At 67.2% G+C, this 21,706-nt stretch carries 14 protein-coding genes; 7 read left to right on the forward strand and 7 right to left on the reverse strand.

Translation table 11 applies throughout. The features are described from left to right. Window positions 1–76: 76 nt before the first annotated feature. The 7 genes from AC1MEM_RS07610 to AC1MEM_RS07640 all read right to left on the reverse strand — a co-directional run bounded on the left by AC1MEM_RS07610 (window position 77) and on the right by AC1MEM_RS07640 (window position 11,096). On the reverse strand, window positions 77–3,784 hold the full coding sequence (locus AC1MEM_RS07610; RefSeq protein ID WP_499476379.1) for a glycosyltransferase: 3,708 nt from the start codon (window positions 3,782–3,784) through the stop codon (window positions 77–79). Next, window positions 3,784–5,292: a class I SAM-dependent methyltransferase gene (locus tag AC1MEM_RS07615; RefSeq protein WP_499476380.1), complete on the reverse strand. Its 1,509-nt coding sequence runs from the start codon at window positions 5,290–5,292 to the stop codon at window positions 3,784–3,786. The genes AC1MEM_RS07610 and AC1MEM_RS07615 overlap by 1 nt, the downstream gene beginning before the upstream one ends. Further along, entirely contained in the window at window positions 5,289–6,509 is a 1,221-nt protein-coding gene (locus tag AC1MEM_RS07620) for an ABC transporter ATP-binding protein (protein ID WP_499476381.1), read from the reverse strand. Before AC1MEM_RS07620 ends, AC1MEM_RS07615 begins: the two co-directional genes overlap by 4 nt. Further along, window positions 6,509–7,309 (reverse strand): ABC transporter permease, encoded by an 801-nt coding sequence (locus AC1MEM_RS07625; RefSeq protein WP_499476383.1) that lies wholly within the window; start codon window positions 7,307–7,309, stop codon window positions 6,509–6,511. Before AC1MEM_RS07625 ends, AC1MEM_RS07620 begins: the two co-directional genes overlap by 1 nt. Before the next feature lie 199 nt (window positions 7,310–7,508). Then, window positions 7,509–9,905, reverse strand: a complete 2,397-nt coding sequence (locus AC1MEM_RS07630; protein ID WP_499476384.1) for a glycosyltransferase family 4 protein — start codon at window positions 9,903–9,905, stop codon at window positions 7,509–7,511. A gap of 8 nt (window positions 9,906–9,913) precedes the next feature. Further along, the gene (locus tag AC1MEM_RS07635; RefSeq protein ID WP_499476386.1) at window positions 9,914–10,180 is read right to left on the reverse strand and encodes a hypothetical protein; all 267 of its coding nucleotides are present in this window, start codon (window positions 10,178–10,180) and stop codon (window positions 9,914–9,916) included. Between the two features lie 19 nt (window positions 10,181–10,199). Continuing rightward, window positions 10,200–11,096, reverse strand: a complete 897-nt coding sequence (locus tag AC1MEM_RS07640; RefSeq protein WP_499476388.1) for a sulfurtransferase — start codon at window positions 11,094–11,096, stop codon at window positions 10,200–10,202. 175 nt (window positions 11,097–11,271) lie between these two features. Here AC1MEM_RS07640 and AC1MEM_RS07645 point away from each other — a divergent pair, with 175 nt between their 5' ends. The 7 genes from AC1MEM_RS07645 to waaF all read left to right on the forward strand — a co-directional run bounded on the left by AC1MEM_RS07645 (window position 11,272) and on the right by waaF (window position 21,444). Next, on the forward strand, window positions 11,272–12,258 hold the full coding sequence (locus tag AC1MEM_RS07645; RefSeq protein WP_499476389.1) for a glycosyltransferase family 2 protein: 987 nt from the start codon (window positions 11,272–11,274) through the stop codon (window positions 12,256–12,258). A 2-nt stretch (window positions 12,259–12,260) separates the two neighbouring features. Continuing rightward, window positions 12,261–12,629 (forward strand): GtrA family protein, encoded by a 369-nt coding sequence (locus tag AC1MEM_RS07650; protein WP_499476390.1) that lies wholly within the window; start codon window positions 12,261–12,263, stop codon window positions 12,627–12,629. Window positions 12,630–12,779: 150 nt separating this feature from the next. Continuing rightward, the gene (dnaE, locus tag AC1MEM_RS07655; RefSeq protein WP_499476392.1) at window positions 12,780–16,277 is read left to right on the forward strand and encodes a DNA polymerase III subunit alpha; all 3,498 of its coding nucleotides are present in this window, start codon (window positions 12,780–12,782) and stop codon (window positions 16,275–16,277) included. A gap of 102 nt (window positions 16,278–16,379) precedes the next feature. Further along, on the forward strand, window positions 16,380–17,678 hold the full coding sequence (locus AC1MEM_RS07660) for an O-antigen ligase family protein (protein ID WP_499476394.1): 1,299 nt from the start codon (window positions 16,380–16,382) through the stop codon (window positions 17,676–17,678). After that, complete coding sequence (locus AC1MEM_RS07665) at window positions 17,662–18,696, forward strand: glycosyltransferase family 9 protein (RefSeq protein WP_499476395.1); 1,035 nt, start codon at window positions 17,662–17,664, stop codon at window positions 18,694–18,696. The genes AC1MEM_RS07660 and AC1MEM_RS07665 overlap by 17 nt, the downstream gene beginning before the upstream one ends. Then, window positions 18,689–20,419: a lipid A export permease/ATP-binding protein MsbA gene (msbA, locus tag AC1MEM_RS07670; protein WP_499476396.1), complete on the forward strand. Its 1,731-nt coding sequence runs from the start codon at window positions 18,689–18,691 to the stop codon at window positions 20,417–20,419. Before AC1MEM_RS07665 ends, msbA begins: the two co-directional genes overlap by 8 nt. Then, a complete protein-coding gene (waaF, locus tag AC1MEM_RS07675; protein WP_499476398.1) occupies window positions 20,416–21,444 on the forward strand; it encodes a lipopolysaccharide heptosyltransferase II in 1,029 nt (342 codons plus the stop codon). Before msbA ends, waaF begins: the two co-directional genes overlap by 4 nt. The last annotated feature ends 262 nt before the right edge of the window (window positions 21,445–21,706 follow it).

Below are 21,706 nucleotides of genomic sequence, written 5' to 3' on the forward strand. Positions count from 1 at the left end.
GCGATTAAACCGGCGACGCGGGCATTCGATGGCCCGGTCATCGCAGGGGGGGCAGGCCGGCTGGAGTCGCCGTAGTTCATGACGGAAGCGGCAAGGCCAATGCCGCCAGCAGCTGGCGCGTGCTCTCGCGCCAGTTCAGCCAGGGCATGGCGTCCGAGCGCACGGCCTGGCCGGCCGCGTGCAGCGCCAGCCACTCGCGCAGGCTGGTCGCCAGCTCCGACGGCGCCTCCCCGCTGAAGTAATGCGCGTGGGCGCCCGCAACCTCGCGGAACACCGGGATGTCGCGCGCCACGATCGGCAGCTTGTGCTGGGCCGCTTCGATCAGCGGCAAGCCGAAGCCTTCGCCATGGCTGGCCGCGACCAGGCAGGCGCTCGCCGCATACACCTGTTCCAGGAATTCGTCGCTGACCCCGTCGAGCCAGAACAGGCGCCGGTTGCGCTCCGCGTGGTTCGTCATCCGCTCGACCAGCGCCTCGACCATCCAGCCCTGCTTGCCGACGATGACCAGGTTGGCGTCGACGCCTTCCGCCCACAACTGCTCGAACGCGGCAAGCACTTGCAGGTGGCCCTTGCGCGGCTCGAGCGTGCCGACCATGAGGAAGGTCGGGCGTTGCGCCAGCTGCGCCAGCACGGCCGCGCCTTCGGCGGGCATACCGGTCGACGGCGCCGACGAGCCGATGTCGGCGCCGAGATGGAACGAAGCGACGCGGAAGGGGCGCGCGCGCGGCTTGCCGTGTTCGCGCATCCACGCGCGCAGTTCGTCGGCCACCGCTTCCGAGATGCAGACTGCGCCGTCGCCCTCGGTCACCACGCCGAGCCATCCGTTGTGATGGTCGGCCGCGCCCGGCGAGAAGGCCTGCGGCAAGGTGACCGGCAACAGGTCGTAGACGACGAAGTGCACGGCCACGCCGACGCGGCGCAGGTGGCGGTAGAAGGCCTGCTGCGCGGCGACGACGTGCGGCTGCAGGTCCAGGCCGAGGAACATGTCGCCGGCGTGGAATTCGACCGGCTCGTCCGGATACAGCGCGTTCGGGCAATCGAGCAGGCCGAGCGTGTACCTGCGCGCGTAGTGGTAGCCGTGCTCGGCAGTGGCGTACACCGGTTCGACCAGGTAGCCGGGCGGCGGATGATCGAGCAATTCGCGCAGCACGCTGCGCACGACGCGCTGGATGCCGCTGCGGGCATCGCGCTGGACCAGTTCCGAGATGTCGAGCAGCAGCTGGCGGCGCGGCAGCGGCGCCGGGATCGACAGTGCGGCGGCCTGGGCCAGGTCGGCCCATGGCTGCTCCTGCGCCGGAGCGCCGTCGAGCCGCCCGACCGCGGCCGACAGGGCCGGCAGGCCGTTGCCGGCCCTGCGGTAGGCCGCTTCGATGGCCTGCTGGTAGAGGACGGCGCAATGGAAGGGCGAGTGGTCGTCGAGGATGATCCGGCGTGCCCGGTCGCCCAGCGCGCGCCGCCGCTGTGGATCGCGCCACAGGGTCTCGAGGGCGGCCGTCAAGTCGCTGTCGGCGAATTCGTCGTCGAGCTTCCAGACGCCGTCGTCGCAGAGGTCGGCCATGCTGCCGTTGGCATTGACGATCGTCGGCAGTGCATAGTTCATGCAGTCGAGCACGGCTGCCGAGGTTTCGCCGCGCGAGCGGGCGCGCAGCTGGACGCCGGCGTCGGCTGCGGCCAGGTAGCGGCGGAAGGTCGCGGTGTCGGCCCAGCCGGTGATCCGGATGCGTTTTTCCAGGCCGCTGCGGCGGATCGTCGCCACCAGCTCCTGGCCGAAGGCGCCCGGCCTGTTCTCGCCGACGAAGACGAGGATGCAGTGGCGGTCGCGTGCCAGCGCCGAGGCCAGCCAGGCCGACAGCAGGCGGTCATTGAGCTTGCTGGGACCGAGCAGGCCGAAGCTGCAGACAACGAAATCCCCATCGTCCAGGCCCAGCGCGCGGCGCGCGGCGGCGCGGTCGGGAGCCGGCTCGGGAACCCGCAGCAGGGGCACGACAGACCAGTTGCGCGCCGCCTCCGCGCCGTACCACTGGTGGGCCAGGCGGCGCGAGGCTTCCGAGTGGACGATCAGGCCGAGGGCGCCGCGCAGCACGTCGGCGTTGCAGGGGTAGCCCCAGACCACGTCGGCGGTGTCGGCCGCGTGGAAACGATGCGCCAGGGCCGCGTAGCCATGGCCCTCATACAGCACGCGCGCCCAGTAGCCGGGCTGGTAGCCCGTCACTTCCATGTGCGCGGCGACGCCCGACAGGAAGAAGTCGTGCAGCACCACGATGCCCGGCACTTCCGCAAGCAGGCCAAACATATGCTGGTGGAATTCGGAATTGCCGAAGTGGTAGACCACGCGTTCGTAGTCGGACGCATGTGCGCGGAACCACTCGACGCTGCGTATCGCGCAGTTGGCGCGTATCCATGGAGTGGCGATATCGACCTGGGCGGCGACGACGTCGATGTCGTAGTGGCGCGCCAGGGCCGGCAGCAGCTCGGCGCTGTAGTCGCTGATGCCGCTGCGTGCGGGCGGCAGCGGCGAGACATAGGCCAGGCGCGGACGGCGCGCCGGGGGCGGCGCGGCCTGCGGCTGCGCAGCCTGCCAGTCTTCGAGGGCCGCGATCGCGCGGCGCGCGCTGGCGTCCCACGAGAAACGCTGCGCCTGTTCCAGGCCATGGCGTTCGAGGTCGGCGCGCAGGAACGGGTCGCCCAGCACCTGTTCGATCTTGGCGGCGATCGCGGCGTCGCTGGCCGGGTCGAACAGGGCGTCGGCGCGCCCGATCACTTCCGGCAGGCTCGAGGTGCCGGCGGCGATGACGGCACGCCCGCAGGACATCGCTTCGAGCGCGGGCAGGCCGAAGCCTTCGTGGAAGGACGGGAACACGAACAGCTCGCACAGGTTGTACAGCGCCACCAGGTCGTCTTCCGGCACGTAGCCGGTGAGTACCAGGCGGTCCGCCGCCAGTCCCTGCTGGCGCGCCAGCTTGACCAGGGCCGCGCGCGCGGCCGGCTGCGCCGAGCAGACGATCGCCAGCTGGTGGCTGGCGCGCAGTTCGGCGGGCAGCAGCGCAAAAGCGCGGATCAGGCCTTCGATGTTCTTGCGGTGGTCGATGCCGCCGGTGTACATCACGAAGGGACCCGTGATGCCGTAGCGTTCGCGCAGCGCCGCGGAGTCTTGCGGAGCGATGGCCTGCGGCTTGAAATGGGCGTCGGCGGCGGTCGAGATCGACACGCAGCCCGCCGCCGGGAAGCCAAGATACTCGATGCCTTCGCGGCGCGAGGACTCGGAAATGGCAAGCAGCAGCGCGGCACGGCGCAGGTGGCCGATCTTGTTCTCGTACCAGTTCTCGACCGCCGGGTTCTCGAGATAGGGCTGGCGCCGGATCAGCGGAATCAGGTCGTACAGCACGACCGCCGTCGGCAGCGTGCCGAGCGCGCCGACGCTGGTGACGGCTTCGTCGCCCAGGCCTTCGAACAGGCTCGACACCAGCACGATATCGGGGTCCAGGCTGGCGATAAAGGCTTCGCGCAGCAGTTCGGCCGAGCGGCGGCGCCAGTCGTTGCCGGGATCGGCGGCGGCCACCGGGCCCGGGCAGTCCCAGACGCGGATCGCGTCCGCCGGCAGCAGGCCATCGAAGGCGGCGCGGATCGGTTCGATCGATTCCGCCAGCGCGCCGTTGAGTACGAGGATCAGCTCATGGCCGCCGCGGGCCCGGGCCAGCGCCTGCGTCAGTGCCAGCGTATAGCGGCCGATGCCGCGTTGCGCGTTGCTGGCCTGCGCACCTTGCATGTCGATGGCAATGCGCATTAACGCTTCCTTTCGGCGGATGCTTTCTGCAAATCGGAGAGCAGGCGCGCGGCACGCGCCGGCAGCTGCGGCTGGTTCGGGTTCGTCATCGGCGTCACGGATGAAGTGTGGGATGGGTCTGCGGGGGCATAGGCTGCCGGCGCGGTCACCCGGCGCAGGCGCGCCTTCAGGCCGGGATGGCGCGCCAGCACGCCCAGCGCGAATTCGGTCAGGCGGCGGTGTTGCAGCACCTTGCGCATGCCCCACTGGAGCACGCGCCGGGCGAAGCTCGTGCCGGTGGCGCTGCCGGTGCCGGGCGCGGCGCGCCGCGCGCGCGGCTGCACGCCGCCGATGCGCCGGATGCCCCGCACCGGGGCCGTGATGCGCCACGAGGTACTGGCGTACAGCGCCGCCACGGTTTCTTCGGCGGCGCGCGCACGGGCGCTTGCCGCATCGCGTTCGGCCTGCGCGTGCTCCAGCTGCGCCGCCATCGCATCGAGCTGCTGCTGCGTTTGCTGACCACGTCCCTCGACGTCGGCCTGCGCGCTGCGCAGCTCTTGCAGTTCGCGGGCAAGCTGGGCGGCAGCTTCGGCATGGCCGTGCGCCAGCGCGCGCTCGCGCTCCTGGCCGGCCAGCAGTTCGGCCTGGGCCGCGCGGCTGGCCGCATTGGCGCCCTCGATCATATCGAGCGCGCGCTGGAACAGCTGCGCCGGACCCTGCTCGGCGGCGACGACGCGCTCTTCCAGTTTCGCCAGCGCGGCGGCGGCGTCGGCTTCGCGAGCCTGCGACCGCTGGTCGTAGCGGCGCGCCAGTTCGTCCAGTTCGAGGCCGAAGGGCGCCGCGAACGCTGCGTCGAAGGCGCCCAGCACCGGTGCGTCGGCGGCCTTTTGCCCGACCACGCTGTAATCGGGGCTGACGCCGTTGAGTACATTGATCAGGTCGACGCTGGCCGTGCCGCGCAGCGCCTCCGGCTCCTGCAGGCGTACCACTTTATGGCGCGCGAAGCCGGCGAATTCCACCGCGAAGTCGAGCAGCAGCGGCGGCACCGGCCGCAGGTGCGAGGGGTCGGTATAGAAATTGGTGCTGCCGACGACCAGGTTTTCCGGGTTCGGCGTTTCCATGACCAGGAGGCCGCCCGGGCGCAGCACGCGCAGCGCCTGGGCGATCAGCTCCTGCACGTCGTCGAACGGGATGTGCTCGACCAGGTGGAAGGCCGATACCAGCGCCAGGCTGGCGTCGGGCGTCGCGCGCAGGGAGGACAGGGCATCGGCGGTGGCGACGTCGAGGCCGCGCTCGCGGCAGGCGGCCAGCATGCCTTCGTCGAGGTCGACGCCGCGCGCGGAAAAGCCCAGCTCCCCGAGCAGTTCAAGCCATTCGCCGCGGCCGCAGCCGAGGTCGAGGGCGAGGGCGGGGTGGGCGACCGCGGGCAGCGGCGCCAGGAAGGGGTGATAGACGGACAGGCGCGACTTGATCAGCTCGCGGGAGCCGCGGTGGCGGTCTTCGAACGCCCGGTAAAACGAATTGCTCATCGGTGGATCTCAACGGTTGGTTCGAGCCAGCTGGTGCCCACGAAGACCTTGCGGTTCATGTTCATCACGATGAACAGGAAGGCCAGGTCGCGCCATTCGTAGTTATGGGCCAGGTGGGTATCGCTGCTGGTCAGGGCGGTCGTGACGGAATAGCTTCCGGCGCCCAGGTTGAGCGGGAACCGGAAACAATAATCGACGGTCTCCCCGGCGCGCAGGTGCTCGAGCGGCGCTTCCATGTGGTGCGTGTTGGTGCCGAACATCTGCTGGCCGAGACGGTCCTTGATCATGTAGCCGAGCACCAGGCGCGGCAGGTCGGCATTGATCCGGACCCGGACGCGCAGGTTGACGACGGCGCCGACATTGACCACTTCGAGCGGCGCGCCTTGCTCATCCTCGAGCGTGATGTCGGTGACCGTGGCTTCCCCGGTGCCGGAAGTGGTCTGGACCCGGCCTTCGGCCGTGACGACCTGCTCGACGCTCGAGTTCTCGCGTTCGGCGATGATCGCATTGTAGTAATCCATCACCTCTTCGGGCGTGCCCTGCTTGGCGATGCCGCCCCGGTCGAGCAGGATGGCGCGGTCGCAGATCGACTGGATCGCCGCGCGGTCGTGGCTGACGATCAGCAGGGTCGTCCCCAGCTTCTGGAATTCGCGGATGCGGTCGAAGCTCTTGTGCTGGAAGTAGGCATCGCCCACCGACAGCGCCTCGTCGACGATCAGCACGTCGGGACGCTTGGCGGTCGCCACGCTGAAGGCCAGGCGCATCTGCATGCCGGACGAATACACGCGCACCGGCTGGTCGAGGTAGTCGCCGATATCGGCAAAGGCCTCGATCTGCGGCATCAGGGCCGTGATCTCGTCCACGCCCAGGCCGATCAGCTGGCCGGCCATGTAGGCATTCTGGCGCCCGGTAAAGTCCGGATGGAAGCCCATGCCCAGCTCGAGCAGCGCGGCAACGCGGCCGGTCATGGTCACGCTGCCCGTGGTCGGCTGGGAGGTGCCGGTGATCATCTTCAGCAAGGTGCTCTTGCCCGCACCGTTCATGCCGATGATGCCGACGGCTTCTCCCGGCGCCAGTTGAAAACTGATGTCCTGGAGTACCCATTTCAGGCGATGGCGGGGCCGGCCCATCGGAATGACCCACTCTGCCAGCCGGCTCCAGCGGGTCTCGTACTGTTTGTAGGCCTTGCCCAGTTTGTTGACGCGAATGCTGCCCATCAGAGTTCATCCACCATTTCACCCGCGCGCTTGCGGAACAGTTGCAGGCCCATCAGGCAGCACGCAAGGCCAACCACGGTGGCCGGCAACAGCGACAGCCAGTCGGGTGCCTGGGCATGCACGAGGATCGTTTGATATGCGCCGATCACGCCCGCCATCGGATTCAGGAACAGCCAGCCGCGTATCTCGGCCGGCAGCGCCGCGACCGGGTAGACCACCGGGGTAAACCAGAACCAGAACTGCAGGAGAATCGTGAAGAACTGGCCGACGTCGCGAAAAAACACATTCAGTACGCCGAGAATCATGCCGATGCCGATGGACAAGATAATCTGCACGAGCAATACCGGGAAAATAGCGAAATACACCCAGCCCGGGAAATTCGACGACAAGGCAAGGAACAGGCTGAATAAGCCGAAAATAATGGCGAAGTTAATACCGGCGTTGAGTACGACGATCACCGGCAGGCAGAGGCGGGGAAACTGCAGCTTCTTGATGAGCCCCGAATTTTCGATGAATACGGTCTGGCTGCGCGTCGTGATCTCGGCAAACAGGCCCCAGGTCAGCACGCCGGCACATAGATAAATGCTGTACGCAAACGTACCTGCCGTGCCTGGTAAACGCGTGCCCATCACCTGCGAAAAGATCATCGTGTAGACGAGGATCATGGATAGCGGGCTCAGGATGGTCCAGGCGGCGCCCAGCAATGAATTGCGATACTTGATCTGGAATTCGCGCTTGATGCTGCCGCCGATAAAACCACGATAGCGCCAGACACTGGCGAGCATGGGAAATGTAATCATGGGGTGTGTGGTTTGCTACAGAGAACCTTGGCGCGACAGGGCACAGCGACAAGGGAAAATAAACTGGTCATGATTGGAGTGGAAGGTGGCGCCGACGGCCTGAGGCTGAGTCAATAATTATAACATCGCAATAATTGAGCCAAGCAACGCGGCGCAGGCGTGCACGCCTGTCCGGCCCGCACCGGCGAGACGAAAACGGCTAGGCTGCCGGCGGCACGCCGGCGACGCTGCGGTAGCATTCCCGGCCGAGGACGGCGGCCAGCAATTGTTGCGTGCTCTGCGCCCAGTTCAGCCAGGGCATGCCGCTCGATGGCGGGGCCTGCCCGCAAGCGCGCAGCGCCAGCCAGTCCCCGATCGCCGCGGCCAGCGCGGCCGCATCGGCGCCGTCGAAGTAGAAAGCGTGCTGCCCGCCAACCTCGCGAAACACCGGCAGGTCGCGCGCGAGGATCGGCAGGCCGTGGCGCGCCGCCTCGATCAGGGGCAGCCCGAAGCCTTCGCCCTTCGACGCCGCCAGCAGCGCCGCGCAGGACTCGTACAGCCTGGTCAGCATGTCGTCCGAGGCGCCGGGAAGCCAGAACAGGTTCTCGTGCAGCCGCGGGTGCTTTTCGATTTTCCTGATCAGCCGCTCGACCAGCCAGCCGGGCTTGCCGACGATGACGAGGTTGACGGCGACGCCTCGCGACCACAGCAACTCGCAGGCTGCAAGCGCCTGTTCGTGACCCTTGCGTGGTTCGACGGTGCCGACCATGAGCAGGGTGGGGCATTGCGCCACCCGGTCGAGCACCTGCTGCGCGTTGGCCGGCAGTCCCGTGCTTGGGGCGCTGGCGGCAAGGTCGGCGCCCAGGTGGAAATAGCCGATGCGCAGCGGCGCCGCCCGCGGCGGTGGGTGCGCCGCCAGCCATTCGGCAAGCTCGTCGGCAACGGCGCGCGAGATGCAGACCAGGCTGTCGGCCTGCTGCGCGATGGTCTCGATATGGCGCTGGAAGTAAGCCGTCGACCCGTAGGCGAAGGCGTCCGGCTGCAGCAGCGGCAGCATGTCGTACACCACGAAATGGAGGGCGATGCCGTGGTTGCGCATGTCCGCCAGCAGCGCGGCGTTGGGCGTTGTCGCACCGGGGGCCAGGTCGAGGCCGAGGAAGACGTCGCCGGCCCGGTGTGCGATCGGCGCGTCTTCGACCCCGACCGGCGCGATGCCGGCCAGTGCGAACGTGAACTGGCGCGCGTAGCGATAACGCCCACCGGCGCCGTTGGCGTACACCGGCTCGATCCGGTATCCGGGCGGCGGCGCCTCGATCAGCGACAGCAGGATGCTGCGCACGACCCGTGAAATGCCCGTCTTCATGTCGAGTTGGACCATGGCCGAGACGTCCACCAGCAGCTGGCGTGGCCGCGCCGGCGGCTGGTTGGCCGCGATGGCCTGCGCCGCGGCGACCAGCTCCGGGTGCCGTGCGTCGGCCGGGATGCCAAGGGCGCGGATCGCACGCAGCAGCGCCTGGTAATGCGCCGCCGGACTGGCTGTGGCGAACGCTTCGATGGCGTCGGCATAGTCGCGTCCAGCCGCCGGCGCCGGCACGGTGCGCCAACGCGCGCTGCTGCCGTCCCCATACCAGGCGTCCGCGAGGCCGGCCATGGCGGGCGAGTGAACGATGACGCCGGTCGCGGCATCGAGCACCTCTCTGTTGAGCGGATAATGCGCCGCCGCGGCCGGGGCGCCGGACGCGGCGTAGCCGGCCAGCGCGCCGTAGCCGTGCGAATGGAACAACGCCTCGCGCAGGTCCGGCGCCGCGCCGCCCCCGTGTTGCCGGGCCTGGACCGCCTCGCCCAGGAAGAAATCGTGCAGGTCGACGATGCCGGGATGGCGTGCCAGCAGGTCGAGCATGCCCGCATGGGCCACCGAATTCCCGGCCTGGTAGACGATCCGGTCGAAGCTGGCCGCATGGCGGTCGAACCAGGCGAGATCGTGGACCGGGAAGCCGCGAGCCGTGCCGGGTACCGCGGCCGGCGGCACGACCAGCTGGATGTCGTAGAAGCGCGCCAGTCCGGCGAGCAAGCCAGCCGCCCCGTCCTGCGCGCCGGCCTGGGGCGGGTGCGTGCAGACCCAGGCGAGCGTCGGCCGGGCTGCCGGCGCCGCCGCCGGTTCTGCAGGCCGCGCGCGCAGCAGCGCTCCGATCGCCTCCCAGGCCTCCTGCGCCGACTGCGGCAGGCGGCCGCCGATGCCGACGGCCGTCAGGTATGGACGCGCCGGCCCGGCCAGGCCGGCGGCAGGTGCGGCGGCGCCGTCGAGCGCCTCGGGCGCGAAAACCAGGTCGGCGCCGAGGGCGGCGAAACAATTGTCACGGATGAGTTCAAGCATGCGCTGGACGCGCGCACTGCCATCCGGGGCCGGGGTGTCGACCACCAGGATCCGGTCGGCTGGAAGCAGGTCGGCGAAGGCCGCCCGCAGCACTGCAAGGCGTGCCGGGAACTGGTTGCTGAAGGCGATCCAGAGCGTGTGGCCCTCGGCGCTGCGGGCCATCTGCTGCGCCAGCGCCAGGTGTGTGCGCGCCGGCGCGCTGTCGGCCTGCTGGCAGGATTGGAGATCGATGACGATGCGCATGGGATGGACTAGCGGTCCGGCGCGGCCGCGCGCGCAAGGTCGAGCAGGACCTTGCGGGCCGCTTCGGGCATGTTCACGTAGTCGGCGGGCAGTGGGCCCGGCCAGTCCGGCGCCAGGGCCGCCGCCGACACGGCGGGAGCGGGCGCCGCGCCTTCCGACAGCCGGCGCAGCGGCCCTTGCAGCTGCGGGAAACGCTGCAGCAGCGGAAACACGATCCGGCGCGCCCAGTTGCTGTGCTTGAGGCGGCGCAGCCAGCCGCGCAGCAGGCTTTTCATCGCTGCCGGCCCGGGTTCATTACGCCTGGCTGGCGCCGGCGCAATGCGGGCACGACACGCCGTACACGTACTGCGGCGAGAGCTGTTCGCGCGGCGTGACCACGGCGCGGCACGCGAAGCACTGGGTGGTGACGGTCGGCTCGAGCTTCGGATTGAGCGCGGTACGGTAGTCGAAGACGAAGCAGTCGCCCGAATAGTGGGCGCCGCCGACGTCCTCGAAATACTTCAGGATGCCGCCCTCTAACTGATAGACGTTGTCGTAGCCGATGTTCTGCATGTGGATCGCCGCCTTTTCGCAGCGGATGCCGCCGGTGCAGAAGGTGACCACGGTCTTGCCGGCGAAATCGTCCTTGTGGGCGGCGATCACTTCCGGGAACTCGGTGAACTTGGCGATCCGGTAGTCGACGGTGTTGTCGAAGGTGCCGACGTCGACCTCGAAATCGTTGCGGGTATCGACCATCACGACCGGCTTGCCGTTGTCGTCGTGGCCCTGGTCGAGCCAGCGCTTCAGGGTGGTCGCTTCGACCGAGGGGGCGCGGCCCAGTTCCGGCTTGATCAGCGGCATGCGCATGGTGATGATCTCTTTCTTGATCTTCACCAGCATGCGCTTGTGCGACTGTTCTTCCGAATGGCTGTACTTCACGTCGATATCGGCGAAGCGCGCGTCGCTGCGCAGCCAGGCGAGATAGGCGTCGATGTCGGCCGGCAGGCCCGACAGGAACATGTTGATGCCTTCGGGCGTCAGCAGGATCGTGCCGCGCAGGCTCAGCTCCGCGCAGATCGCCTGGAAGCGCGGGCGCATTTCCTCTGTGTCGTCGAAGCTGACGAATTTATAGGCGGCGATGTTGACGTAGGGGCCAGCCTGGCCTGGAACGGAACCGCCGGCCGCGTCAGCTAAATGGGTTTTGACTTGCATGAGTGTTCGGGAGTGGGTCGTGTACGCCGGCTATTATAAGGCGAGCGACTCGTCCAGTCCGCCCGGCGTTGTAAATGCGCCGACGGCGCCGCCTGCCCGGCGGGCACGCAATTGCTTGGTATTTGTTGGCTATTCGGTAATAATGGGGGAATTTTCGACATTTTTCAGGCTGTACATGATTCCCGACGTCGCTATCGCTGTTGTCATACCCAGTTACCGCGTAACCCGGCATATCCTCGGCGTTATTGCCGGTATCGGCCCCGAAGTCACGCGCATTTACGTGGTCGACGACAAATGCCCGGATGGCTCCGGCGAGCTGGTACGCGCGCAATGTACCGATCCGCGCGTGAAAGTCATCGTCCACGCCGAAAACCAGGGTGTCGGCGGCGCCGTGATGAGCGGCTACCAGGCCGCGATCGAGGACGGCATGACCGTCATCGTCAAGGTCGATGGCGACGGCCAGATGGACCCGCGCCTGATTCCCCTGTTTGTCGCGCCGATCATCGAGGGCGAAGCGGACTACGTCAAGGGCAACCGTTTCTTCGACCTGGAAAAGATCCGCTCGATGCCGCCGCTGCGCCTGTTCGGTAACGCGGTATTGTCGTTCATGACCAAGCTCTCGTCCGGGTATTGGGATTTGTTCGACCCGACCAACGGATTCACCGCGATTCATGCGGGAGCGGCACGCCATTTGCCGTTCGCGAAAATCAGCCGCCGTTATTTCTTCGAAACCGACATCCTGTTTCGCCTGAATACCGTGCAGGCCGTCGTCGCCGACGTGCCGATGGATGCCAGTTATGGCGACGAGGTCAGTAACCTCAAAGTGTCGCGCATCGTCACCGAATTTTTCGCGAAACATATCCGCAATTTCGTCAAGCGCCTGTTCTACAATTATTATTTGCGCAACATGTCGCTGGCCTCGATCGAACTGCCGGTCGGGCTGGCGATGCTATTTGGCGGCATCATCTACGGCGGCACGCACTGGGTCCAGTCGGCCCGGGCCGGTGTCGAGACGCCGGCGGGGACGGTGATGCTGGCGGCGATGCCGATCCTCATGGGCATGCAGCTGATCCTGGCCTTCATCGCCTACGATATCGCGTCGGTGCCGAAGCGCCCGCTCCAAAAGAAAGTCTCCTTGCGGCGCCTGCGATGCGACAGCTAGGCATGTTGTCCCCGCAACTGGCGGTCTATATTTTCGGCGGCCTGGTGTGCGCCGCGATCGACGTCGGCCTGATGCAGCTGCTGATCGTCAATCACGTCAATCCCTTCCTCGCCACGACGGCCGGTTTCCTGACGAGCCTGATCGTGAACTACGTCTTCCACGCCAAGGTCACGTTCAAGAACATCGCCAGCGCCGCCACGTTCACGCGTTACCTGTGCGTCGTCGCGCTCAACTACCTGATCACGCTCGGCATCGTGGCCATCTCGATTTCGCTGACGGGCGTTCCGCTGTACGGCAAGCTGGTGTCGCTGGGGGTGATTTCGGTGAATGGATTTTTGTTGGGTAAATACTGGATTTTCAAGCAGGCCTGAGGCCCGCGCGCTGGCCGCGGCCTGCCTGCGAACGGCAGCCCATTCGACGCCGTTGCTGATTTGCAACCACGGTTCCGTGGCGGCGTCGTGCATCGCCCGTGGCGGAAAGCCGACGCTGCCCGGATCGGATGAGCGAGGTAAAATAGCGGTATGACTTCCCCGACCTTCACCCACCTGCGCGTCCACTCCGAATACTCGATCGTGGACGGCCTTGTGCGCATCGACGACCTGGTCGGCGCCGCCGCCAAGGACAAGCAACCGGCCCTCGCCGTGACCGACCTGGCCAACATGTTCTGCATGGTGCGCTTCTACAAGGCGGCGCGCGGCAAGGGGATCAAGCCGATCGTCGGGGTCGACGCCTGGATCACCAACGACGACAACCGCGATAAACCTTCGCGCCTGCTCATCCTGGCAAAAAACCACACCGGCTACCTGCAGCTGTGCGACCTGCTGTCCAAAGCCTGGCTCACCAACCAGTACAAGGGCCGCGCCGAGTTTCGCGCCGAATGGCTCGAAGCGCTGGCCACGTCCACCTCGACGCTGCACCCGGATGCCGACCAGGCCAACGCCCTGATCGTGCTGTCGGGCGCCTCTTTCGGGGACGTCGGCCAGGCGATCGACAACGGCGACATCGAGCGCGCCGAACGCAATGCCGCGCGCTGGGCGCGCATCTTCCCCGGCCATTTCTATATCGAGATCCAGCGCGCCGGCGCGGCGAACCAGGAGCAGGCCGTGCGCCATTCCGTGGCGCTGGCCGGGCGCCTCGGGCTGCCGGTGGTGGCGACGCACCCGGTGCAGTTCATCAGCAAGGACGAATTCATCGCCCACGAAGCGCGCACCTGTATCGCCGAGGGCGAGATGCTGGCCAATGCCAAGCGCGTGCGCCGCTTCAACGAAGAGATGTGTTTCAAGACCCAGGCCGAGATGGCGGAGATGTTCGCCGACCTGCCGGGCGCGCTCGCCAATTCGGTCGAAATCGCCAAGCGCTGCAACGTCGTGCTCACGCTCGGCAAGCCGCAACTGCCGGACTTCCCGACGCCGCCCGGCATGACGATCGACGAATTCCTCGTGGCCGAGTCGAAGAAGGGCCTGGAGAAGCGCCTCGAGCACCTGTATCCGGACCCGGTCAAGCGCGAAGAAGCGCGCCCGCGCTATGAAGAGCGCCTGAAGTTCGAGACCGATACCATCAACAAGATGAAGTTCCCGGGCTACTTCCTGATCGTGGCCGAATTCATCCAGTGGGCCAAGGACAACGGCGTGCCCGTCGGTCCGGGCCGCGGTTCGGGTGCGGGTTCGCTGGTGGCTTACTGCCTGCTCATTACCGACCTCGATCCGCTGAAGTACAACCTGCTGTTCGAGCGTTTCCTGAACCCGGAACGCGTCTCGATGCCCGACTTCGACATCGACTTTTGCCAGGAAAACCGCGACCGCGTCATCCAGCACGTGAAGGATTTATATGGCCGCGACGCGGTCTCGCAGATCGCCACCTTCGGCACCATGGCGGCGAAAGGCGCGATCCGCGACGTCGGCCGCGTGCTCGACTACGGCTATAACTTCTGCGACGGCATCTCGAAACTGATTCCGTTCAAGCCGGGCAAGCCGGTGTCGATTGCCGAGGCGATCGAGGAAGAACCGCTGCTCAAGGAACGCCTCGAGAACGAGGAAGAAGTCAAACAGGTGCTGGAACTGGCCCAGCAGGTCGAGGGCATCACCCGTAACATCGGCATGCACGCCGGCGGCGTGCTGATCGCGCCGGGCAAACTCACCGACTTCTGTCCGCTGTACACCCAGGGCGGCGACGCCGGCGTCGTCTCGCAGTACGACAAGGACGACGTCGAGGCCGTGGGCCTGGTGAAGTTCGACTTTTTGGGCCTGACGACGCTGACGATCCTCGACCGCGCGGTGAACTACATCAAGGCGCTCGATCCGGCCGAGAGCGAGTTTGATCTCGCCAAGCTGCCGCTGAACGACCGCCCGTCCTATAAACTGCTGTCGGATGCGAAGACGGTCGCGATCTTCCAGCTGGAGTCGCGCGGCATGCAGGGCATGCTCAAGGATGCGCGTCCCGACCGCTTCGAGGACATCATTGCGCTGGTCGCACTGTACCGTCCGGGTCCGATGGACCTGATCCCCGACTTCTGCAAGCGCAAGCACGGCGAGAAGTTCGACTATCCCGATCCGCGCACCGAGTCCATCCTGTCCGAGACCTACGGCATCATGGTCTACCAGGAGCAGGTCATGCAGATGGCGCAGATCGTCGGCGGCTATTCGCTGGGCGGCGCCGACATGCTGCGCCGCGCGATGGGTAAAAAGAAGGCCGAAGAGATGGCCGAGCACCGCGAGATCTTCCGCGCCGGCGCCGCCAAGGATGGCCTGTCGACAGAGAAGGCGGACGAAATCTTCGACCTGATGGAGAAGTTCGCGGGCTACGGTTTTAATAAATCGCACGCCGCCGCCTACGCGCTGCTGTCCTACCATACCGCCTATCTGAAAGTGCACCATACGGCCGCCTTCATGGCAGCCAACATGTCGCTGGCGATGGAAGACACGGACAAGATCAAGATCCTGGTCGAGGACTCGATCGACGTGTGCCGCCTGACGCTGCTGCCGCCGGACGTCAACGAATCGCAGTTCCGCTTCACGCCGGAAGGCGAGCCGAAATCCGTCACCGGGAAACAGGTCACGAATATCCGCTACGGCCTGGGCGGCGTGAAGGGCGCAGGGCAGGGCGCGATCGAAGCGATCGTCGCGGCGCGCAAAGAGGGCGGCAAGTTCAAGGACCTGTTCGACTTCTGCAAGCGCGTCGACCGCAAGGCGATCAACCGCCGCACGATCGAGTCGCTGATCCGCGCCGGCGCGATGGACTGCTTCAATGTCGACCGCGCGATCCTGCTGGCGTCGGTCAGCTTTGCGATGGAAGTGGCGGGCCAGGAAGCGGCCGCCGCGAACCAGGTCAGCCTGTTTGGCGGTGACGATTCCGACCTGGTGGCGCCGCCGGAATACGTGAAAGCGCTGCCCTGGACCGACCGCCAGAAGCTGTCGGAAGAGAAGACCGCGCTCGGCTTCTACCTGTCGGGCCACATGTTCGACATCTATTCCCAGGAAGTGCGGCGTTTCGCGCGCACCCGCCTGCAGGACCTGGAACCGTCGCGCGAGCCGCGCATGCTGTGCGGCGTGATCACGGGCGTGCGCACGCAGATGACCCAGCGCGGCAAGATCCTGATCGTCGCGCTCGACGACAAGACCGGCGTGGTCGAAGTCACGGTCTACAACGAAGTGTTCGAGGCGAATAAAAACGCGTTCCGGGAAGACGAATTCCTGCTGGTGGTCGGTAAGGTGTCGGAAGACCGCTTCAACGGCGGCCTGCGCATCACGGCGGAGAAGGTGTACGACCTGGCCAGCTCGCGCATCCAGTACGGCCACAAGCTGGAGATGGACCTGGCCTGCACGGTCAGCCCGGCAAAGATCGCCGAGGTGCTGGCGCCGTATAAACACCCGGACGGCTTGCCGGTCAGCCTGCGCATCAAGCCGGCCAACGTCGACTGCATCCTGCAGCTGGGCGACGAGTGGCGCGTGGCGCCGTCGGACGCCCTCAAGCAGGCGCTCGAGCTGACGCTGGGGGCGAAGGCCGTGGCGGTAGAGTACTGATGGTCGTCTGCAACTGCGGGTTCGGCCGCATCTCGTCCCTGTTGGAGCTTCGACTATAATCCGGCCTTCTCCACAGCCCGCACGCGCCGCTCCCCGATGACGATGGAAACAACCAGACCGGCAGGGCCCGTGGGCGCGCGCGACCGCGCCGGCACGGCGGCAAGCTGGCTCATGCTGCTGCTGCCCGCGTCCACCCTGACGACCCGCTTCGGCATGCATCTCGTCCTGTTCGTGGTCCTGCTCTCGGCCGGCCTGCTGCTGCGCCGCGGGCTGGCGGATTTCTACCGCGCGCACGCGCGCCAGATCCGCTTCATCGCGCTCGGCTTCGGCGGTTATGCGCTGGTGACGCTGCTGCGCATGCTCTGGTTCGGCCACCCGATCAGCGTCCTGGACGGGCCGTCGCGGGTGATGTTGACGATCGCCTGCATCGGTTTCGTCGGCATCCTGCGCCCGCGCATCCGCCTGTTCTGGATCGGCCTGTGCGTCGGCACGATCGGCGCGGCGCTGATCGGCGGCTGGCAATCCCTCTTCCTCGGCATCGAACGGGTCGAGGGTTTTACCCACCACCCGATCACCTTCGGCGACCTGGCCGTGGCCATGGGCGTTATGTCGTTCTGCGCGCTGTCGGAGTTTCGCGGCACGCGCCTGGCCTGGCTGCCGCCGTTCGCCCTGCTGTGCGGCGTGCTGGCCGCGGTTTTTTCCGGTTCGCGCGGCGCCTGGCTCGGCCTCCTGCTGGTGCTGTGGCCGATGCTGAAATACGGAAGCCGCATGCACGGCAAGACGATGCGCTATGCGGTCGGCCTGGTGCTGCTGGCCTGCGTTGGCGGCTATTTGCTGCCGCAGGCCGGCATCGCGCGCCGGGTCGCCGATGCGGTGTCGGACGTCGAGCGCTATTACCGCGACCACGAGGTCAACACCAACGTCGGCATCCGCCTCGAATTGTGGAAGGCATCGGGCATGATGATCGCCGAGCACCCCGTGCTCGGCGTCGGCCGCGATGCTTTCCATCCGACCCTGCTGGCGCTGGAAAAGGAAGGGCGGCTGCAGAAGTCCATGGCGATCGATTTCAGCAGTGCCCACAACGACGTGTTGAATACCCTCGCCACCGGCGGCCTGCTCGATCTCGCCTTCCTGCTGCTGATGTACGGCGCGCCCTTCGTCTTCTTCTCGCGTATGCTGCACGGGGGGCCGCCGGCGGCTGCCGCGCCCGCGCTGGCCGGCATGCTGCTGGTGATCTGCTTCGTCGCCTTCGGCCTGACCGACGTGATGTTCTGGCTGATGATGACCAAGGTGTTCTACGCGACCATGGTCTGCGTGCTGGCGGGCTTCTGCCTGGCGGCGCAAGGTTTGTCCCCTACTGCACCCTCTGCCTTACAGGTTCCCCATGCGCGCGACGCTTGACCGCATCCTGATCTGCCGCACCGACAACATCGGCGACGTCGTCCTGACGCTGCCGCTGGCTGGCTACCTGAAGTCGCGCTTTCCGCAGGCGCAGGTCGACCTGCTGTGCCGCGCCTATGTCGCGCCGGCGATGCGCCACTGCCGCTTCCTCGACCGCGTGGTGGCGGTGGAGGAGGCAAATGAGCTCGACGCCTTTTTCGCACAGGGCGCCTACGACACCGTGATCTTTGCCTATCCCGATCGCAGGCTGGCCAAGGCGGCGCGCCGGGCGCGGGTGCCGAACCGGGTCGGCACCAGCCACCGCCTGTATCACTGGTTGACCTGCAACCGGCTGGCCCACTTCAGCCGCGTCAAGTCCGAGTTACACGAAGCGCAGCTGAACTTTGCGCTGCTGCGGCCACTGGGCATCGACTACCTGCCGCCGCTGGCCGGGATCCCGCCGCTGTACGGGCTCGACGCGCCGCAGGATGATGCCGTCGACGCCTTGCTGGTCCCCGGCCGGCGCCACGTCATCCTGCATCCGAAGTCGAACGGCAACGGACGGGAATGGCCGCTGGCCCAGTACACGGCACTTGCCCGCGAACTGGCCACAGACCCCGACCTCCGCCTGTTTGTCACCGGCAGCGCGGCCGAGGGCAAGCTGATCGCGCAGGACGCGCCGGACTTGCTGGCGCTGCCAAACGTCAGTAACCTGTGTGGCACGCTCAGTCTCGACGGCCTGCTGGCGCTCATCGGCGCCTGCGACGGCCTGGTGGCGAGCGGCACCGGGCCGCTGCACCTGTCGGCCGCGCTGGGCAGGCCGACGCTGGGATTGTTCCCGCCGATCAAACCGATCGATCCCGCCCGCTGGGGCGCGCTCGGCACGCGGGCCGAGGTGCTGTGCGCACCGCAGCCCTGCGCCGGCTGTGCCGACCCCGCCGCCTGCAGCTGCATGGCGGCCATCACGCCGCAGGCCGTGGCCGCGCGCGTGCGCGCCTGGGGCCGGCCTGCACCCGCAATCGAAAGACCTTATGGATAACAGTGTGATCGTCAAGCGCCTATGGGCGTTCATCAAGCCTTACAGCAGCCGCGCCTACATGGCGCTGCTGGCGATGGCGCTCACCGCCGCCACCCAGCCGATGCTGGGCAAGGCGCTCCAGCTCTTGCTGGACCGGGGCTTCAAGAACAAGGTCGAATTTTCCCTGTGGTGGATCCCGGCCATCCTGATTTCGGTCTTCGTCCTGCGCGGGATCGGCACCTTCGCCACCGCCTACCTGAACAACTGGGTCATCAGCCGCGTGCTGAACGACTTGCGCGCACAACTGTTCGACCGCCTGCTGCGCCTGCCCGTGGCGCGCTTCCACGAAGAGTCGACCGGCAAGATCATCAACACCGTGATCGGCGACGTGCGCCAGGTGGTCGACATGATCAACTCCGTCTTCATCGCCTTCGTGCGCGACACGCTGATCGTGGTCGGTTTGCTGGGCACGCTCCTGTACCTGAACTGGAAGCTGACGCTGGTGGCGATCGTCGTGATGCCGCTCACCGCCGTCATCGTCCGCACCACCACCAAGCGCCTGCGCCGCCTGAACCGCGAGAACCAGCGCGTGACCGCCGAGATGACGCAGGTGGTCGAGGAAGCGGCGCGCGGCCACCAGGTCATCCGCGTGTTTTCGGGCGAGCGTTACGAGCGGCGCCGCTTCGACATGCGCAGCGAAGCGCTGCGCGGTTTTTCGCAGCGCAGCACCGTCGCCTTTGCGGCCACGACGCCGGTGACGCAGATCGCCACCGCCATGACCCTGTCGCTGGTGATCGTGCTGGCGATCCGCGCCAACATGACGGTCGGCGAATTCACCCAGTTCGTGACGATGATGCTGATGCTGCTCACGCCGCTGAAATCGCTGGCCGAGGTCAACGGGCCGATGCAGCGCGGGATCGCCGCGGCCGAAACCGTGTTCGAGATGATCGACTCGCCGGTCGAGACGGACACCGGCACCCGTGAGCTGGGGGCGGTCTCCGGCCACCTGCGCTTCGAAAACGTCTCGTTCCGCTATCCGAACGCCGCCAACCTCGCGCTGCAGGACATCACGCTCGACATCGCCCCCGGCCAGACGGTGGCGCTGGTCGGCGTCTCGGGCGGCGGCAAGTCCACCTTCGTCAGCCTGGCCACGCGCTTCTACGATCCGCACGCCGGCCGCATCCTGCTCGACGGCGTGCCCTATACCGACCTGCGCCTGGCCAGCCTGCGCGCGCAGCTGGCGATGGTGAGCCAGAACGTGGTGCTGTTCGACGACACGCTGGCGGCGAACATCGCCTACGGCGCCGAGCACATCGACTACGAGCGCCTGGCCGCGGCCGTGAAGGCGGCGCACCTGACGGATGTGGTGGCGCGCCTGCCGGACGGCGTGGAATCGATGATCGGCGAGAACGGCATGCGCCTGTCGGGCGGCCAGCGCCAGCGCGTGGCGATCGCCCGTGCGATCTACAAGGATGCGCCGATCCTGATCCTGGACGAGGCGACCTCCGCGCTCGACAACGAATCCGAACGCGCCGTGCAGGCCGCGCTCGACACCCTGATGGCGGGGCGCACCACGATCGTCATCGCACACCGTTTGTCGACCATCGAGCGCGCCGACCGCATCGTGGTGATGGAGCACGGCCGCATCGTCGAGCAGGGCACGCACGACACACTGCTGGCGCAGGGCGGCATGTACGCCAACCTGTACCGGCTGCAGTTCGCGGCGACGGCAGTCGAACAATGAGCGCTGGGCGCACCCTCGTCATTTCGCCGAACTGGATCGGTGACGCCGTGATGGCGCAGCCGCTGCTGCAGCGGCTGAAGGAGCGGGAACCGGGGCGCCCGATCGACGTATTGTCCCCGCCGTCGGTGGCGCCGGTCTGGCGCGCGGTGGCGGAAGTCGACACCGTGCTCGAAACCCCGTTCCGCCACAAGGCCTTGCAGCTGCGCGAGCGCTGGAAGTATGCGCAGCTGCTGCGCGCGCGCGGCTATGCCGAGGCCTACGTCCTGCCCAACACCCTGAAATATGCGCTGATTCCCTGGCTGGCCGGCATCCGGCACCGGGTCGGCTACAAGGGCGAGATGCGCTATGGCCTGGTCAACGTGATGCACTTCGACGACACGCCGCCGCGGCCGATGGTGCCCTTCTATGCGGCGCTGGCGCTCTCTCCCGGCGCGCCGCTGGCGGGCGCACCGCGGCCGCGCCTGCACGTGCCGGAAGAGCGCATCGAAGCCGCCTGCGTGCGGCATGGCGTCGAAGCGGGGCGGCCGCTAGTCGTGTTTGCGCCGGGCGCGGAGTTCGGCCCGGCCAAGCGCTGGCCGCCGCGCCACTTCGGCGCGCTTGCGCAGGCGATTATTGGCGCACATGGCGATGCGCAGATCGCGCTGCTCGGTTCGCCCAAGGACCGCGAGACCTGCGACGAGGTCGTAGCGAACGCCGGTGCCGCGGCCGGCGCCATGCTGAACCTGGCCGGCCGGACGCAGCTCGACGAAGCGATCGCCCTGATCGCGCGCGCAGAGGGCGTGGTGGCGAACGATTCGGGGCTGCTGCATGTCGCATCGGGTCTGAACCGGCCGGTGGTGGCGCTGTACGGGCCGACCGACCCGGAGCACGCACCGCCGTTTTCCGACATGGCGCGCGCGCTGTCGCTGCGCCTCGATTGCTCGCCATGCCGGCAGCGAGAGTGTCCGCTCGGGCATCACAATTGTCTCGAACAGATGGACGCGCCGATCGTGTGGCGTGAGTTGGGGCCGATGCTCGGGCGGTAAGGCGAGTCGACGCGTCGGGGCGGGTTGGGACACGAAAAACGCGTGGGCTCTTGAGCCCACGCGTTCGTACAGCAGATCATCCGCACAGCCGCGCGAAGCCTCGCCTCGCGCGAGCTCGTAGAAACGGTCGGGTGTGCCGGAGCACGAAAACGCGTGGAGTCAGGACTCCACCCTACGATTCGTCGCTGTTCGTAGGGTGGAGTCCCGACTCCACGCGGTACGACGGCCGATCATCCGCAACGTTTCGCGAAGCGTCAGCGGC

The sequence above is a fragment of the Telluria sp. AIW5 genome (assembly GCF_056680575.1).

Bases quoted from the DNA above. Each gene is read 5' to 3' on its own strand.
- AC1MEM_RS07625 (WP_499476383.1), bottom strand. From the start codon at position 7,309: ATGATTACATTTCCCATGCTCGCCAGTGTCTGGCGCTATCGTGGTTTT.
- AC1MEM_RS07665 (WP_499476395.1), top strand. From the start codon at position 17,662: ATGCGCGCGACGCTTGACCGCATCCTGATCTGCCGCACCGACAACATC.
- AC1MEM_RS07640 (WP_499476388.1), bottom strand. From the start codon at position 11,096: ATGCAAGTCAAAACCCATTTAGCTGACGCGGCCGGCGGTTCCGTTCCA.
- AC1MEM_RS07615 (WP_499476380.1), bottom strand. From the start codon at position 5,292: ATGAGCAATTCGTTTTACCGGGCGTTCGAAGACCGCCACCGCGGCTCC.
- AC1MEM_RS07610 (WP_499476379.1), bottom strand. From the start codon at position 3,784: ATGCGCATTGCCATCGACATGCAAGGTGCGCAGGCCAGCAACGCGCAA.
- AC1MEM_RS07645 (WP_499476389.1), top strand. From the start codon at position 11,272: ATGATTCCCGACGTCGCTATCGCTGTTGTCATACCCAGTTACCGCGTA.
- AC1MEM_RS07650 (WP_499476390.1), top strand. From the start codon at position 12,261: ATGTTGTCCCCGCAACTGGCGGTCTATATTTTCGGCGGCCTGGTGTGC.
- waaF (WP_499476398.1), top strand. From the start codon at position 20,416: ATGAGCGCTGGGCGCACCCTCGTCATTTCGCCGAACTGGATCGGTGAC.
- AC1MEM_RS07635 (WP_499476386.1), bottom strand. From the start codon at position 10,180: ATGAAAAGCCTGCTGCGCGGCTGGCTGCGCCGCCTCAAGCACAGCAAC.
- dnaE (WP_499476392.1), top strand. From the start codon at position 12,780: ATGACTTCCCCGACCTTCACCCACCTGCGCGTCCACTCCGAATACTCG.
- AC1MEM_RS07660 (WP_499476394.1), top strand. From the start codon at position 16,380: ATGGAAACAACCAGACCGGCAGGGCCCGTGGGCGCGCGCGACCGCGCC.
- msbA (WP_499476396.1), top strand. From the start codon at position 18,689: ATGGATAACAGTGTGATCGTCAAGCGCCTATGGGCGTTCATCAAGCCT.
- AC1MEM_RS07630 (WP_499476384.1), bottom strand. From the start codon at position 9,905: ATGCGCATCGTCATCGATCTCCAATCCTGCCAGCAGGCCGACAGCGCG.
- AC1MEM_RS07620 (WP_499476381.1), bottom strand. From the start codon at position 6,509: ATGGGCAGCATTCGCGTCAACAAACTGGGCAAGGCCTACAAACAGTAC.